Origin of the sequence: Dokdonella sp., assembly GCF_019634845.1 — a bacterium.
Taxonomy (GTDB): Bacteria; Pseudomonadota; Gammaproteobacteria; order Xanthomonadales; family Rhodanobacteraceae; genus Dokdonella_A.
Map to the genome: position 1 here is coordinate 95,592 of NZ_JAHCAQ010000002.1, position 14,617 is coordinate 110,208.

12 protein-coding genes and 1 tRNA gene are annotated in these 14,617 nt (G+C 66.3%); all 13 read right to left on the bottom strand.

Annotated elements, in window-relative coordinates:
- Position 1: 1 nt before the first annotated feature.
- The 13 genes from truB to nuoH all read right to left on the bottom strand — a co-directional run bounded on the left by truB (position 2) and on the right by nuoH (position 14,573).
- The gene (gene truB, locus KF903_RS01880; RefSeq protein ID WP_291210280.1) at positions 2–898 is read right to left on the bottom strand and encodes a tRNA pseudouridine(55) synthase TruB; all 897 of its coding nucleotides are present in this window, start codon (positions 896–898) and stop codon (positions 2–4) included.
- 101 nt (positions 899–999) lie between these two features.
- Entirely contained in the window at positions 1,000–1,344 is a 345-nt protein-coding gene (rbfA, locus tag KF903_RS01885) for a 30S ribosome-binding factor RbfA (protein WP_291210283.1), read from the bottom strand.
- A gap of 110 nt (positions 1,345–1,454) precedes the next feature.
- Positions 1,455–4,103, bottom strand: a complete 2,649-nt coding sequence (gene infB, locus KF903_RS01890; protein WP_291210286.1) for a translation initiation factor IF-2 — start codon at positions 4,101–4,103, stop codon at positions 1,455–1,457.
- Positions 4,104–4,249: 146 nt separating this feature from the next.
- A complete protein-coding gene (gene nusA, locus KF903_RS01895; RefSeq protein WP_291210288.1) occupies positions 4,250–5,743 on the bottom strand; it encodes a transcription termination factor NusA in 1,494 nt (497 codons plus the stop codon).
- A gap of 238 nt (positions 5,744–5,981) precedes the next feature.
- A complete protein-coding gene (rimP, locus tag KF903_RS01900) occupies positions 5,982–6,494 on the bottom strand; it encodes a ribosome maturation factor RimP (protein WP_291210290.1) in 513 nt (170 codons plus the stop codon).
- Between the two features lie 264 nt (positions 6,495–6,758).
- Positions 6,759–6,835 (bottom strand) — tRNA-Met (locus tag KF903_RS01905).
- Between the two features lie 123 nt (positions 6,836–6,958).
- On the bottom strand, positions 6,959–8,431 hold the full coding sequence (gene nuoN / locus KF903_RS01910) for an NADH-quinone oxidoreductase subunit NuoN (RefSeq protein WP_291210293.1): 1,473 nt from the start codon (positions 8,429–8,431) through the stop codon (positions 6,959–6,961).
- Positions 8,432–8,439: 8 nt separating this feature from the next.
- Complete coding sequence (locus tag KF903_RS01915) at positions 8,440–9,948, bottom strand: NADH-quinone oxidoreductase subunit M (protein WP_291210295.1); 1,509 nt, start codon at positions 9,946–9,948, stop codon at positions 8,440–8,442.
- Positions 9,949–9,970: 22 nt separating this feature from the next.
- The gene (gene nuoL, locus KF903_RS01920; RefSeq protein ID WP_291210297.1) at positions 9,971–11,995 is read right to left on the bottom strand and encodes an NADH-quinone oxidoreductase subunit L; all 2,025 of its coding nucleotides are present in this window, start codon (positions 11,993–11,995) and stop codon (positions 9,971–9,973) included.
- Between the two features lie 141 nt (positions 11,996–12,136).
- The gene (gene nuoK, locus KF903_RS01925) at positions 12,137–12,442 is read right to left on the bottom strand and encodes an NADH-quinone oxidoreductase subunit NuoK (protein ID WP_291210300.1); all 306 of its coding nucleotides are present in this window, start codon (positions 12,440–12,442) and stop codon (positions 12,137–12,139) included.
- Entirely contained in the window at positions 12,439–13,065 is a 627-nt protein-coding gene (locus KF903_RS01930) for an NADH-quinone oxidoreductase subunit J (protein WP_291210303.1), read from the bottom strand. The genes nuoK and KF903_RS01930 overlap by 4 nt, the downstream gene beginning before the upstream one ends.
- A 16-nt stretch (positions 13,066–13,081) precedes the next feature.
- Entirely contained in the window at positions 13,082–13,570 is a 489-nt protein-coding gene (gene nuoI, locus KF903_RS01935) for an NADH-quinone oxidoreductase subunit NuoI (protein WP_291210306.1), read from the bottom strand.
- Between the two features lie 10 nt (positions 13,571–13,580).
- Positions 13,581–14,573 carry an NADH-quinone oxidoreductase subunit NuoH gene (gene nuoH, locus KF903_RS01940; protein ID WP_291210639.1) on the bottom strand — a complete coding sequence of 331 codons (993 nt, stop codon included), beginning with the start codon at positions 14,571–14,573 and terminating at the stop codon, positions 13,581–13,583.
- Positions 14,574–14,617 lie beyond the last annotated feature (44 nt).

Here is a 14,617-nt window from a genome sequence, read left to right on the forward strand (position 1 = left end):
GTCAATCCAGGCCAGGGGCGAGGTTGAAGCCACGCAGCGCGCGCATCCGGCCTGCCTCGACCTCGACCAATGCCACCGCGCGCCCGGCGGCGTCGAGGGCGACGCCACGGCCGCTGGCGCCGGGCCAGTCGATCGCCTGCCCCTGGCGCAGACGCCCTGCCTGCGCCGCGTCGACCCGCAGTTGGGGGTAGCCGGCCAGTCCCTGTTCCAACGGCAGCAGCAGCGCTTGGAGTGCCGCATCGTCATCCGCCAGTCGCGTGAGCTCGTCGAGCGTGTACATGCGCGGGGCGAGGAACGGCTCCACCCACAGGCGCCGCAACGCGGTCACGTGTGCGCCGCAGCCGAGCCGCTCGCCAAGGTCGCGCACCAGGCTGCGCACATAGGTGCCCGAGCCGCACTCCACCAGCAGGCGCAGCCGCTCGCCTTGGTGGGCGAGCAGCTCGAAGCGCGCCACTTCGACCTCGCGCGGCGCGGCGACGACTTCCTCGCCGCGGCGCGCCCGCCGGTACAGGGGTTCGCCGTCCTGCTTGAGCGCGCTGTACACGGGCGGCACCTGGACGATGCGACCGGTCAGCGTCGCGAGTGCGGCGCGGATCGCCGCGGCGTCGAGCGGCGGCACCGCGCGCCGCGCGACGGGCGCGCCTTCGGCATCGTCGGTCGTCGTCGTCACCCCGAGCAGCGCCTCGGTATCGTAAGCCTTGCGCGAGCCGAGCAGCAGGCCGGCGATCTTGGTCGCCTCACCGAAACACAGCGGCAGCAGGCCGGTGGCGAGCGGGTCGAGACTGCCGGTATGGCCACCCTTGGCAGCGCGCAGCAAATGGCGCACCTTCTGCAAGGCCGCGTTGGAACTCAGGCCCTGCGGCTTGTCGAGCAGCAGGATGCCGCTCAGCGGCCGCAATGGGCGATTCGTGATTGGTGATTCGAGGCCGCGCGGCGGCGATGTGGAGGAGGCTCGCCGCACCCGCCGGTGGCGCGCCGATGGCTTTTCCGAATCACCGATCACGGCTTTTCGCGCAACAACTGCTCGATGCGTTCGCCCTTGTCGACCGAGTCGTCGTAGCGGAAGCGCAATTCGGGCACCCGGCGCAGCTTCATCATCCGCGACAGCTCGCGGCGGAAGTCCTTGGCCAGCGCATTGAGTGCCTTGGTGGCGGCCGGCCCCTCGTCGCCGAGCAAGGCGGTCACGTAGATCGTGGCGACGTCGAGATCGCGCGTGACTTCCACGTCCGACACGCTGACCGAGGGCAGCGCATGTTCACGCACCGCAGCGTGCACGAGCACGGCCAGTTCGCGGCGCAGTTCGGCCGAGACGCGGTCGGAGCGGTTGAACGATTTGGCGGGCATGGGGTCGTGATGGGTGGTTGGTGATTGGTGATTCGGGAAAGCCGCAGCCGCGATTCCGTGTCGCGTTGTTTGCACTGGCCAATCACGAATCACCAATCATGGCTCGCGCGTTACAGCGTCCGCTGCACCTCGATGCGTTCGAAGCATTCGATCTGGTCGCCCGGCTTGACGTCGTTGTACTGCTTGACGCCGATGCCGCACTCGGTGCCGTTGCGAACCTCGTCGACGTTCTCCTTGAAGCGACGCAGCGATTCGAGCTCGCCTTCGAAGATCACCGTGTTGTCGCGCAGCACGCGGATCGGCTTGTGGCGCTTGACCACGCCCTCGACCACCATGCAGCCGGCGATGGCACCGAACTTGGACGAACGGAACACGTCGCGCACCTGGGCGATGCCGATGATCTCCTCGCGCACCTCGGTGCCGAGCAGCCCGGTGGCGACCTGCTTCACCTGGTCGATCACGTCGTAGATGATCGAGAAGTAGCGCAGGTCCAATCCATTGGCTTCGATCACCTTGCGCGCCGAGGCATCGGCGCGCACGTTGAAGCCGATGATCACGGCCTTCGACGCCGCCGCCAGCGTGGCGTCGGACTCGGTGATGCCACCGACGCCGGAAGCGACCACGTTGACCTTGATCTTGTCGGTGCTGATGGCGCCAAGCGCCTCACGCAGCGCTTCGGCCGAACCCTGCACGTCGGCCTTGACGACGATGTTGAGCGTGAGCTGAGCGGTGCCCTCGCCCATCTGCGCCATGATGTCTTCCATGCGATTGCCGGCCTGCTTGACCAGGCGCGTCTCGCGGCGCTTGGTCTGGCGTTGCTGCGCGACGTCCTTGGCCAGGCGCTCGTCGGCGACCACGACGAAATCGTCGCCGGCCTGCGGCACGCCCGACAGGCCGAGCACCTGCACCGGGATCGAAGGACCGGCCGACTCGACCTGCCTTCCGGTCTCGTCGAACAGCGCGCGCACGCGACCATATTCGACGCCGCAGACGACGAAGTCGCCACGCTTGAGCAGGCCCTGCTGCACCAACACGGTCGCGACCGGACCGCGGCCCTTGTCGAGGCTGGATTCGATCACCGCGCCGCTGGCGCGGCCCTCGGGCACGGCCCTGAGGTCCATCACTTCGGCCTGCACCGAAATCGCATCGAGCAGCGCGTCGACGCCCATGCCGGTCTTGGCCGACAGCGGCACCACCTGCACGTCGCCGCCCCATTCCTCGGGCACCACTTCGTGTTGCACCAGTCCCTGCTTGACCGCGTCGGGGTTGGCGTCGGACTTGTCCATCTTGTTCATCGCCACGATCAGCGGGGCCTTCGCCGCCCGCGCGTGATTGATCGCCTCGATCGTCTGCGGCATCACGCCGTCGTCAGCGGCGACCACGAGCACGACGATGTCGGTGGTCTGCGCACCGCGCGCACGCATCGACGAGAACGCGGCATGGCCGGGCGTGTCGAGGAAGGTGATGACGCCCTTGGGCGTGTCCACGTGGTAGGCACCGATATGCTGGGTGATGCCACCGGCTTCGGCCGCGGCGACCTTGGTGCGGCGGATGTAGTCGAGCAACGAGGTCTTGCCGTGGTCGACGTGGCCCATGATCGTGACCACCGGCGGGCGCGCGGCGGTCTCGCCTTCGTCGGCAGCCTGGCGCGCGAGCAGCGTCGATTCGGCGCTGGTGTCGGCGGCCTCGACCACCTTGTGGCCGAGTTCCTCGGCCGCCAGCACGGCGGTATCGTGATCGATGACTTGGTTGATCGTGACCATCACACCCATCTTGAACAAGGTCTTGACCACGTCGGCGCCCTTGATCGCCAAGCGTGCGGCCAGATCGGCCACCGTGATCGTCTCACCGACAGCCACCTCGCGGACCACCGGCGCGGTCGGACGCGAAAATGCATGACTGCCGCCCGAACGGCTTGGCTCGACCACGCGCGTGCGGGTCTTCTTGCGACCCGTGCGGCGCGCCGCCCCCTCGCGCGAAAGGTGCAGTTCGTTGCCGAAATAGCGCGCCCCGCCGGCGCCGGCGCCGGCGCTGGCGTCATCGCCGCCACCGTCATCCTGCATGCGATGCGAACCATGCTTGACACGCGGCCGATGCGCCGCATCGCCCGCCGCCGCGCCGGCACCGCCTTCGCGATGCCGATCCGGACGCGGCCGTTCGGCGGCCGGTGCCGCCGCTGCCACGCTGTCGACCACGGCGGCAGGATTCGGCGCCACGGCCTGCTCGGCCTGACGGCGCGCCTCTTCCTCGGCCGCGTCGGCGGCCGCGCGGCGCGCTTCGTCGGCGGCGCGCATGCGTGCATCTTCCTCATGACGACGACGGTCGGCGTCGGCGAGCGCCTGGCTCTCGGCCTCGCGCTTGAGCTGCGATTCGGCCAGCTTGCGCAGCGCGTCCTCGCGCTCGGGGTCCACCGACTGCCCTTCCTCGACCGTGCTGCGCTTGACGTAGGTCCGCTTCTGGCGCACCTCGACGTTGACCGTCTTGGCGCTTGCGCCACGCTGGCCCGGCACCACCGTGATTTCGCTCACCGTGCGTCGCTTGAGCGTGATCTGGCGCGGCGCCGCCGCGCTCGGCGCCGATGCCTCCTCCTGCTTGCCGTGGGTACGGCGCAGGAAGCCGAGCAATTTGACCTTTTCGGTGCTGCTGATGACCTGATCGGGGTCGGAGAACTTCATGCCGGCCTCGCCAAGCTGCGCAAGCAGCTTGTCGACGGGGGTGCCGAGCACCTTGGCCAGTTGTTTGATGGTGACGTCCGACATCGATTGAGTACTCCGTGACCCGTGCGAATCTGCGGCTGTTGTCGCCGCGGCGGCGCTCCGCACTGACGCCTGCCGCTGGCGGGACGGCGCAGGCGCGCCCGTTACCGCCGACTGTTCCGCCGCAGCGGAAGCTTGCCCTGGTGTGCTTATGAGGCCTCGACTGCGCGCGCCGCCATGATCAACGCCGCTGCCTGGTCCTCGTCGATCCCGTCGATGCCCAGCTCCATGAATTCATCGGTGGCGAGGTCGGCGAGGTTCTCGCGCGTGACCACGCCATGCGAGGCCAGCTCGAACGCCAACGGCTCGTCCATGCCTTCCACACCCAGCAGATCTGCAGCCGGCTGGTTCTGGTCGATGCCCTCCTCGACGGCCAGCGCGTCGGTGAGCAGCGCGTCGCGCGCACGCGCACGCAGCTCCTCGACGATGTCCTCGTCGAAGCCCTCGATGCCGAGCAGTTCCGCGGTCGGCACGTAGGCGATTTCCTCGACCGTGGAGAAGCCTTCCTGCACGAGGATCTGCGCGATCTCGCCATCGACTTCGAGCTTGCCGATGAACAGCTCGCGGGCGGCAGTCTGCTCGGCCTCGCTCTTCTCACGCACCTGATCGGCCGTCATCACGTTGAGCTGCCAGCCGCTGAGCTTGCTGGCCAGGCGCACGTTCTGGCCACCGCGACCGATCGCCTGCGACAGCTTGTCCTCGGCCACCGCGATGTCCATCGAGTGCTTTTCCTCGTCGACGATGATCGACTGCACCTCGGCCGGCGCCATCGCGTTGATGACGAACTGGGCCGGATTTTCGTTCCACAACACGATGTCGATGCGCTCACCGTTGAGCTCGTTGGACACCGCCTGCACGCGCGATCCGCGCATGCCGATGCAGGCGCCGATCGGGTCGGTGCGATTATCGTGGGCGATCACCGCGATCTTGGCGCGATCGCCGGGGTCGCGCGCACAGGCCTTGATCTCGACCAGGCCCTGGCCAACCTCGGGCACCTCGAGCTTGAACAGCTCGATCATGAGCTCGGGTGCGGTGCGCGATACGAACAACTGTGGCCCGCGCGGCTCGGTCTTGACCTCATACAGATAGCCACGCAGGCGGTCGCCGGTACGGACCGGTTCGCGCGGGATGCTGCGGTCGCGCGCCACGAAAGCCTCGGCATTGCCGCCCAGGTCGAGATAGACGCTGCCACGCTCGACGCGCTTGACGATGCCGGTGATGAGCTCGCCGACGCGATCCTTGTAGGCATCGACGACCAGCGCCCGCTCGGCCTCGCGCACGCGCTGCACGATCACCTGCTTGGCCGCCTGGGCGGCGATGCGCCCGAATTCGGGATTCTCGATCGGCTCCTCGATGAACTCACCGACTTCGATGCCGGGCACTTCGTCGACCGCGTCCATCAGGCGCAACTGACGATCGGGCGACTCCATCACCACGTCATCAGCGACCACTTCCCAGCGCCGGAACGTCTCATAGGCGCCGCTCTCGCGATCGATCGCGACGCGCACCGTAACATCCTCTTCGGCGTAGCGCTTCTTGGCCGCCGACGCCAGCGCCGCTTCCATCGCCTCGAAAATGACGCCTCTGGGCACGCCCTTCTCGTTGGCGACCGCATCGACGACCAGCAGCAGTTCTTTGCTCATTGCCTGACTCCCTCGGTACGACACGGCGTCGCCCGACCGGTATGCAGAAACTTGATTGTTCGCCCGTGTTGCGCGCCGGGCCGCGCGTCTTGCCTGTTGCCGCGACGTCCTGTCGCCTTGCTTGGCCTGCCTCGCCGGTCACCGGTGGGCCGTCCATCCCGTGCTGCACCGGCGCATCCACCTGCCGCCGCATGCCGCGCCCACGTCCGCCACCTGCGGATGCCGGCGCGCGATCTCGCTACTTGCCGCGTTTGCCGCCACCCGTCTTGCCGGGCTTGGCCGGAGCCAGTCCCAGCGCCGCATAGTCAGGCACGAGGTGCGCCTTGACGATGTTGGCGTGGGCGATCGACACCGCCTTGCCGTCCTGCTCGATCGTGACGTGGTCGCCTTCGACGGCGGCGATCACCCCCTGGAAGCGGCGCCGCCCATCCAGCGGCAGGCCGACCGTGACCTTGGCCCGTTCGCCCTGATAACGCTCGAACTGGGCCGGCGTGAACAACGGGCGCTCGAGACCGGGCGAGGACACTTCCAACGTGTAGCGCCCGGCAATCGGGTCGTTGACGTCGAGCAAGGCCGAAATCTCGCGGCTGGCGCGTTCGCAATCTTCGATGCCGACGCCCTGCTCGGGCTCGTCGATGTACACGCGCAGCAGCCCGCCACCGGCACCGGTGGCGAATTCGATACCGACCAGTTCCAGCCCAAGGGCGGTGACCAACGGCTCGATCAACTGTTGCAACTGCGTGCTGTCCATTCGTCCTGACGCGCTGCGCGCGCTACCAAATTCCGGGAAACACAAACAAAAAATGGGCCCGAGGCCCATTCCGTCGTTCGCCGTTGTGTCGCATCCAACATCGGCGGCCTGCGCAATGCAGTCGGCGCATCCTGCGCCCATGCCTCACCACGATCGTCCCTGACCGCCACTGCACGCCGCGTCCCTGGGCGTACCGAGGCCAAGAAAAAAGCCGCATCTCGCGGCCTCCTCCCTGACCATGCCTCGCTGGCAGGCGAGGCTGTTTGGTAGCGGGGGCAGGATTTGAACCTGCGACCTTCGGGTTATGAGCCCGACGAGCTGCCAGACTGCTCCACCCCGCACCGAGTCGCCTAGGATAGCCGCAATCGCATAGCCTCGGCAACAACCACGATGCATCCGAGCGTAACTCGCCGGGCACCGGGCCACCGAAATGGGGCCGCCAGGCGCCAGTTCAACGCAGGACCTCAGGGCGACGCCGAGAGCGAGGCCGCCAGCGCCTGGTTGCACCAGTCCAGCAACGGGCTCCACGCCACGCCGAGCACGACCAGCGCGAGGGCGTTGAGCGACAGCGCCCAACGGAACGGGAGATCGGCCGGCAAGGCCAGTTCGCTGTCATCGGCCGGCGCATCGAAGTACATGACCTTGACCACGCGCAGGTAGTAGAACAGGCCGACGATGGCGAAGATGATCGCCACGATCGCCAGCCACAGGTGGCCCGCGTCGATCACCACCTTGAGCACCATGAGCTTGGCGAAGAATCCAAACAGCGGCGGCACGCCGGCCAACGAGAACATCGTGATCGCCATCATGCCCGCGTACCACGGACTGCGCCGGTTGAGACCCTTGAAGTCATCGATCTCCTCGGCCTCGAAGCCGGCGCGCGCCAGCAGCATGATCACGCCGAATGCAGCGGCGGCCATCAGCGCATAGCAGATCATGTAGAACAGCGCCGCGGCGAGACCGGCGGCAGTGCCGTTGATGAAGCCCAGCAGCAGGAAGCCGATGTGCGAGATCGTCGAATAGGCCAGCATGCGCTTGAGGTTGGTCTGCGCGATCGCGACCACGTTGCCGACCGCGAGCGACAGCACCGCCAGCACGCTCAGCATCAGGGTCCAGTCGCCGCTCATGCCGCCGAGCGCGCCCTCGAGCAGGCGATAGGCCATGCCGACCGCCGCCAGCTTGGAGCCCGAGCTGATGAACAGCGTGATCGAGGTGGGCGCACCGTGGTAGACGTCGGGCAACCACATGTGGAACGGCGCCGCGCCAAGCTTGAAGCCGATGCCGGCAACCAGGAACACGAGACCGAAGGCAAGCAGCGTGCGGTGTGGGCTGGCCGCCGAGAAATCGGCCACCGCATGGATCTTGGCGAGATCGAGCGTGGCGGTGGCACCGTACAGCATCGACATACCGTACAGCAGCATGCCCGAGGCGAGCGCGCCGAGCACGAAATACTTGATCGCCGCTTCCGAGGACAGCACCGAATCGCGATTGAGCGCGACCAGCGCGTACGAACTCAGCGTGAGCAGCTCGAGGCCGAGATAGACGGTCACCAGGCTGCCCGCCGACACCAGCAGCATCATGCCGAGCGTCGCGAACAGCAGCAGCAGGTAGAACTCGCCGACCAGCAACTTGCGCTCGCGCATGTAGCTGCGGCTGTACAGGAACACCAGCGCCGTGGTCAGCACGATGAACAACTTGAGGATCGCGGCCACGCCATCGCGGACGAACATGCCGTTGAAGGCCAGCAGACGCGGCGCGCTCGCGCCGCGCCACAGCAGCACCGCGGTCACCACCAGCGCCAGCAAGGCCAGCACATGGGTCACGTTGCGCTGGCTCGGCTTGAGGAACAGGTCGATGAGCAGGATCGCGCAGGTCGCCCCGAGCAGGAAAATCTCCGGCGCCAGGGTGGCCAGGTCGGCACTGTTGAAGGCAATCATGGTCGGGTTCATACCTTGGCCTGCCCCAGCTGCGTGACGATCTGCTGCACGGCCGGCTCCATCAGGTCGGTGAGGAATTTCGGATACACGCCCACGGCCAGCACGCCCAGCGCAAATACCGCCAGCACGATCCACTCGCGCGCATCGAGCGGCCGCATCGCCGCAACGTGGTCGTTCGCCACGGGACCGTAGATGATGCGCTTGACCAGCCACAGCGAATAGGCGGCGCCGATGATCAAGGTGTAGGCGGCGATGAAGGCGATCAGCGGCTTGGTCTGGAACGAGGCCAGAATGACCATGAATTCACCAACGAAGCCGCTGGTTCCGGGCAGGCCGCAGTTGGCCATCGCGAACAGGACCCAGAACACGCCGAACCACGGCATGACGTGGCCGATACCGCCGTAATCCTTGATCAGGCGGGTGTGCATGCGCTCGTACATGATGCCGATACACGCAAACAGCGCGCCCGAGACGAAACCGTGCGAGATCATCTGCACCATCGCGCCCTGGATGCCGAGCCGCGCGCCCGCCGGGTTGCCGGCCTCGCGCACCAGTGCCAGCGCAATGAAGGTGCCCAGCGTGACGAAGGCCATGTGCGCGACCGACGAATAGGCGATGAGCTTCTTGAGGTCGGGCTGCACGAGCGCGACGTGGCCGATGTAGACGATCGCGATCAGCGAGGCGGCAATCATCACCCAGGCATATTCCAGGCTCGCGTCGGGCGTGATCGGCAGCGAAAAGCGGATGAAACCGTAGCCGCCGACCTTGAGCATGATCGCGGCGAGGATGATCGAGCCGCCGGTCGGCGCTTCCACGTGCGCGTCGGGCAACCAGGTGTGCACGGGCCACATCGGCACCTTGATGGCGAATCCGGCGACAAAGGCGAAGAACAACCAGGCCTGCTCCTTGCTGCTGAGCGAGGCGCTGGCGAACGACGCCAGCGAGAACTCGCCGGTCTTGAGGTGCAGGTAGATCAGCGCGATCAGCATGAAGATCGAGCCGAAGAAGGTATAGATGAAGAACTTGAGCGTGGCGTAGATGCGCCGTGGTCCGCCCCACACGCCGATCATGATGAACATCGGGATCAGCATGGCTTCGAAGAACACGTAGAACAGCAACGCATCGGTGGCCGCGAACACGCCCACCAGCACGCCCTCCATGCCAAGCAGCGCCGCCATGAACAGCGGCACGCGATCCTTGATCTGGCCCCACGAACCGATCACCACCAGCAGGTGCGCCAGCGTGGTCAGCACGATCAAGGCGACCGAGATGCCATCGGCGCCGAGTGCGTAGTTGGCATGCAGCGCGTTGATCCACGGCAGGCTTTCCACGAACTGCATCACCGGTCCGCCGGTGTCGTAGCCGGTCCACAGCGGGATCGACAACACGAAGGTGGCCGCCGCAAACCCGAGCGCGAGCCAGCGCGCGGTCTGCGCCTGGCGGCCGAACACGAGAACGAGGATCGCGCCGACGATCGGCAGCCAGATCAGCAAACTCAGTAGATGTGAAGCAGGCATGGCGGGTCCGGTTCCGTGTCGATCAGGCCACGGCGTGCGCGAGTGTCCACCACAACCCGCCAAGCAGCAGGATGAGGCCAAGGATCATCGCAAACGCATAGTGATAGAGGTATCCCGACTGCACCCAGCGCACGACGCCGGCGGTGCGGTCGACCAGTGCCGACGAGCCATTGATGGCGCCGTCGATGACGGCGGCGTCGCCGCCCTTCCACAAGCCGCGTCCCAGCGCCTGGCCGCCGCCGACGAACAGCGCGCGATAGAGGTCGTCGACCCAGTACTTGTTCACGAGCATGTTGTAGAGCGGGCGCAGCGCCTTGGCGGCCTTGTCGGCGATCGACGGCTGGTAGAGCCAGATCCAGGTTGCCACCACGAAGCCGGCAAGGCTGATCCAGAACGGCCACTGGGTGAAGCCGTGCAGCACGCTCGCGAGCGGCCCATGGAATCCGTGCGCGAGTTCGGCCAGCACGTCGTTGCGCGGCAGCACCTGAATCGAACCACCGAACCAGCCACCGAACAGCGCCGGGCCCACCGTATTCCAGCCAATCACCACCGACGGAATCGCCAGCAGGATCAACGGCACGGTGACTACCCACGGCGACTCGCGCGGCGGGTGATCGAGATGACCTGGTTCGTGGTGGTGATGGTGGCCGTGGCCGCCCTGCTCCACCACGAAGCGCTCCTTGCCGTGGAAGGTCATGTAGAGCAGGCGGAAGCTGTACAGCGAGGTCACGAACACACCCGCCATGACGCAGAAGTAGGCGTAGCCGGAGAACGCGCGGTGCGATTCGGCCACCGCCTCGATGATCGCGTCCTTGGAGAAGAATCCGGCGAAGCCCGGTGCCGCCACCAGCGCCAGCGAGCCGAGCCACATCGTGATGCAGGTGATCGGCATGTACTTGGCCAGGCCGCCCATGCGGCGCATGTCCTGGTCGTGATGCATCGCGATGATGACCGAGCCGGCGCCGAGAAACAGCAGCGCCTTGAAGAAGGCATGGGTCATCAGGTGGTAGACGCCGCCCGCGTAGGCCGACACGCCCAGTGCCACCGTCATGTAGCCAAGCTGCGACAGGGTCGAATAGGCCACCACGCGCTTGATGTCGTTCTGCACGATGCCGATGAGGCCGGTGAACAGCGCGGTGGTGGCGCCGATGAACAGCACGAAGCTCAGCGCGGTCTCGCTGAGTTCGAACAACGGCGACATGCGCGCCACCATGAAGATGCCTGCCGTGACCATGGTGGCGGCATGGATCAGCGCCGAGATCGGGGTCGGGCCTTCCATCGAATCGGGCAGCCACACATGCAGCGGCGCCTGCGCCGACTTGCCCATCGCACCGACGAACAGACAGATGCAGACGATGGTCGCCACGCTCCACGGATGGCCGGCGAAGATCTCGACGGTACGGCCGGCCACGCTCGGCAGTTTGGCCGCTGCGAACACGTTGGCGTAGTCGAGCGAACCGAACCAGTACAGCGCGCCGGCGATGCCGAGAATGAACCCGAAGTCACCGACGCGATTGACCACGAACGCCTTGAGGCTCGCATACACCGCCGACGGCCGCTCGAACCAGAAGCCGATGAGCAGGTAGGACACCAGGCCCACCAGCTCCCAGCCGACGAACAGCTGCAGGAAGTTGTTGCTCATCACCAGCATGAGCATCGAGAACGTGAACAGCGCGATGTGGCTGAAGAAGCGCGAGAATCCCTTGTCGTCGGCCATGTAGCCGATCGTGTAGATGTGCACCATCAGCGACACGAAGGTCACCACCACCATCATCATCGCGGTCAGGCGGTCGACCAGGAAGCCGATATGGGCACTGACCGGACCAACCTCGAACCAGGTGTAGATGTTGTGGTTGTAGGTGGCCGCCCCGCCCCACACCAACTGGTAGAACACCAGCAGCGACAGTGCGCAGGACACCGCCACGCCGAGGATCGTGACGCCGGCCGAAGCGGCGCGCCCGATGACGTTGCGCAGCAGGCCCGCGACCACCGCGCCGAACAGCGGCGCGAGGACGATGAGCAACAGGACGGTGGTACTCAGGATCATGACCATTTCCATCAGTTCGTTCACCCTTGCCGCCGGTTGGCGGCAGGGGCCCTGCGGCACCGGCTGGCGGCGACTGCCGGCAACCGGGTCTTGCGCTGGCGCCGGGCGCCGCCCTCCCCGCCAGGGGAAGGATGTGTTGCCTTACCCCTTGAGGTCGTCGATCTGGGTGACGTTGATCGTGGCGCGGTTGCGGAACAGCACCACGAGGATCGCCAGACCAATCGCCGATTCGGCCGCCGCCACGGTCAGGATGAAGAACACGAACACCTGACCCGACACGTCGCCGAGGAAGCGTGAGAACGCGATGAAGTTCGTGTTCACCGCGAGCAGCATCAGCTCGATCGACATCAGCAGCGTGATGACGTTCTTGCGGTTGATGAATATCCCCGCCACCGCGATGCAGAACAGCACCGCGCCGAGCGTGAGGTAGTGCGCGAGCGTGATCATGGCGTGGTCGTCTCCGGCTGCGGCGCAGGCCGTTCGGCCGCCATCTTCACCACGCGGATGCGCTCGCGCGCCTGCACGCGCACCTGCTGCGCCGGGTTCTGCATGCGCACGCCGCTGCGCCGGCGCAGCGTGAGCGGGATCGCCGCCACGATCGCCACCGTCAGGATCAACGCGGCGACCTCGAACGGCAGCAGGAACTGGTTGAACAGCGCCAGCGCCAGCCATTGCGTGTTGGACATGCCGGCAGCGAGCGCCGGGTCGGCGATCTGCGGCACCTGCAGCGAGCGCACGCCGATCAGCGCGAGCATCTCGACCAGCATCACGATCGCCACCGCCAGCCCGACCGGCAACGCCTTGATGAAGCCTTCGCGCAGTGGGTCGATGTCGACGTCGAGCATCATCACCACGAACAGGAACAGCACCATCACCGCGCCGACGTAGACCAGCACGAGTGCGATGGCGAGGAACTCGGCATCGGCCAGCAGCCAGGTGCAGGCCGCCGAGAAGAAGGTCAGCACGAGGCACAGCGCGGCGTGCACCGGACTGCGCACCGACACCACGGCGAGCGCAGCGAACGTGGTGATCGCCGCGAACAGGTAAAAGCTGATGAGCGGAAAGGTCATGCGGGCGCTCTCGTCATTAGCGGAACGGCGCGTCTTGCGCGCGCGCCGCGGCGATGTCTTTCTCGAACCGGTCGCCGATCGCGAGCAACTGCGGCTTGGTGATGATGTTCTCGCCGCGCTGCTCCATGTGGTACTCGTGGATCGAGGTCAGCACGATGGAATCGACCGGGCAGCTCTCCTCGCAGAAGCCGCAGTAGATGCACTTGAACAGGTCGATGTCGTAGCGCGTGGTGCGGCGACTGCCATCCTCGCGCGGCGCCGAGTCGATCGTGATCGCCAGTGCCGGGCACACCGCCTCGCACAGCTTGCAGGCGATGCAGCGCTCCTCGCCATTGGGGTAGCGGCGCAGCGCATGCAGGCCGCGGAAGCGGTTGGACTTGGGGATGTGCTCCATCGGGTAGCGCACCGTGTACTTGGGGCGCACCAGATACTTGAGCGTGAGTGACATGCCGGCCCACAGCTCGAGCAGCATCAGGCTCTTGAGGTAATCGACGACCTTGTTCATTGTCTTGATCTCAAGCTCCCGCCACGACCCAACCGAAGTACTTCATGCAGCCAGCCACGAACACCCAGGCCAGCGTGATCGGGATGAACACCTTCCAGCCCAGCCGCATGATCTGGTCGTAGCGGTAGCGCGGAAAGGTCGCGCGCAGCCACAGGTAGGCGGTGGCGAAGAAGAACATCTTGGCGAACAACCACCACCAACCCGGCGCACCGAGCCAACCCCAGCTGACCGGAAACGGCGACAGCCAGCCGCCGAGGAACAGCAGCGGCACCATGAACGAGACCAGGATCATGTTCGCGTATTCGGTCAGGAAGAACACCGCGAATGGCGCGCCCGAATACTCGACGTGGAAGCCGGCGACGATTTCCGACTCGCCCTCGGCCATGTCGAACGGCAGACGATTGGTCTCGGCCACGCCCGACACGAAGTAGATGATGAACATCGGCAGCAGCGGCAGCCAGAACCAATCGAACAGGCCCTTGCTGCCGGCCTGCGCGTTGACGATGTCGGACAGGTTGAGGCTGCCGGCCAGGATCAGCACGCTGACCAGCGAGAAGCCCATCGCGATCTCGTAGGAGACGACCTGCGCCGCCGAGCGCATCGCGCCAAGCATCGCATAGCGCGAGTTGGAGGCCCAGCCGGCGATGATGATGCCGTACACACCCATCGAGGTCATCGCCAGCAGGAACAGCAGGCCGGCGTTGGCATCGGACCAGGCCACGTGCGAGCCGATCGGCACCACCGCCCACGCCGCCAGCGCCGGCACCAGGGCCCACAGCGGGGCCAGCAGGAACAGGCCCTTGTTGGCCTTGGCCGGATAGATGATTTCCTTGAGCAGCAGCTTGAACACGTCGGCGAAGGTCTGCGCCAGGCCGAACGGACCGATCTTGCTCGGGCCCAGCCGGATATGCATCCAGCCGATCACCTTGCGCTCCCACCACACGTACATCGCCACCGCGATGATGACCGGCAACAGCGGGAACAGCAGCAACGCGACCGCCATGGTCAGCGTCGGGAAGTACGAAGCGCAGAATTGGTAGGCGTCGA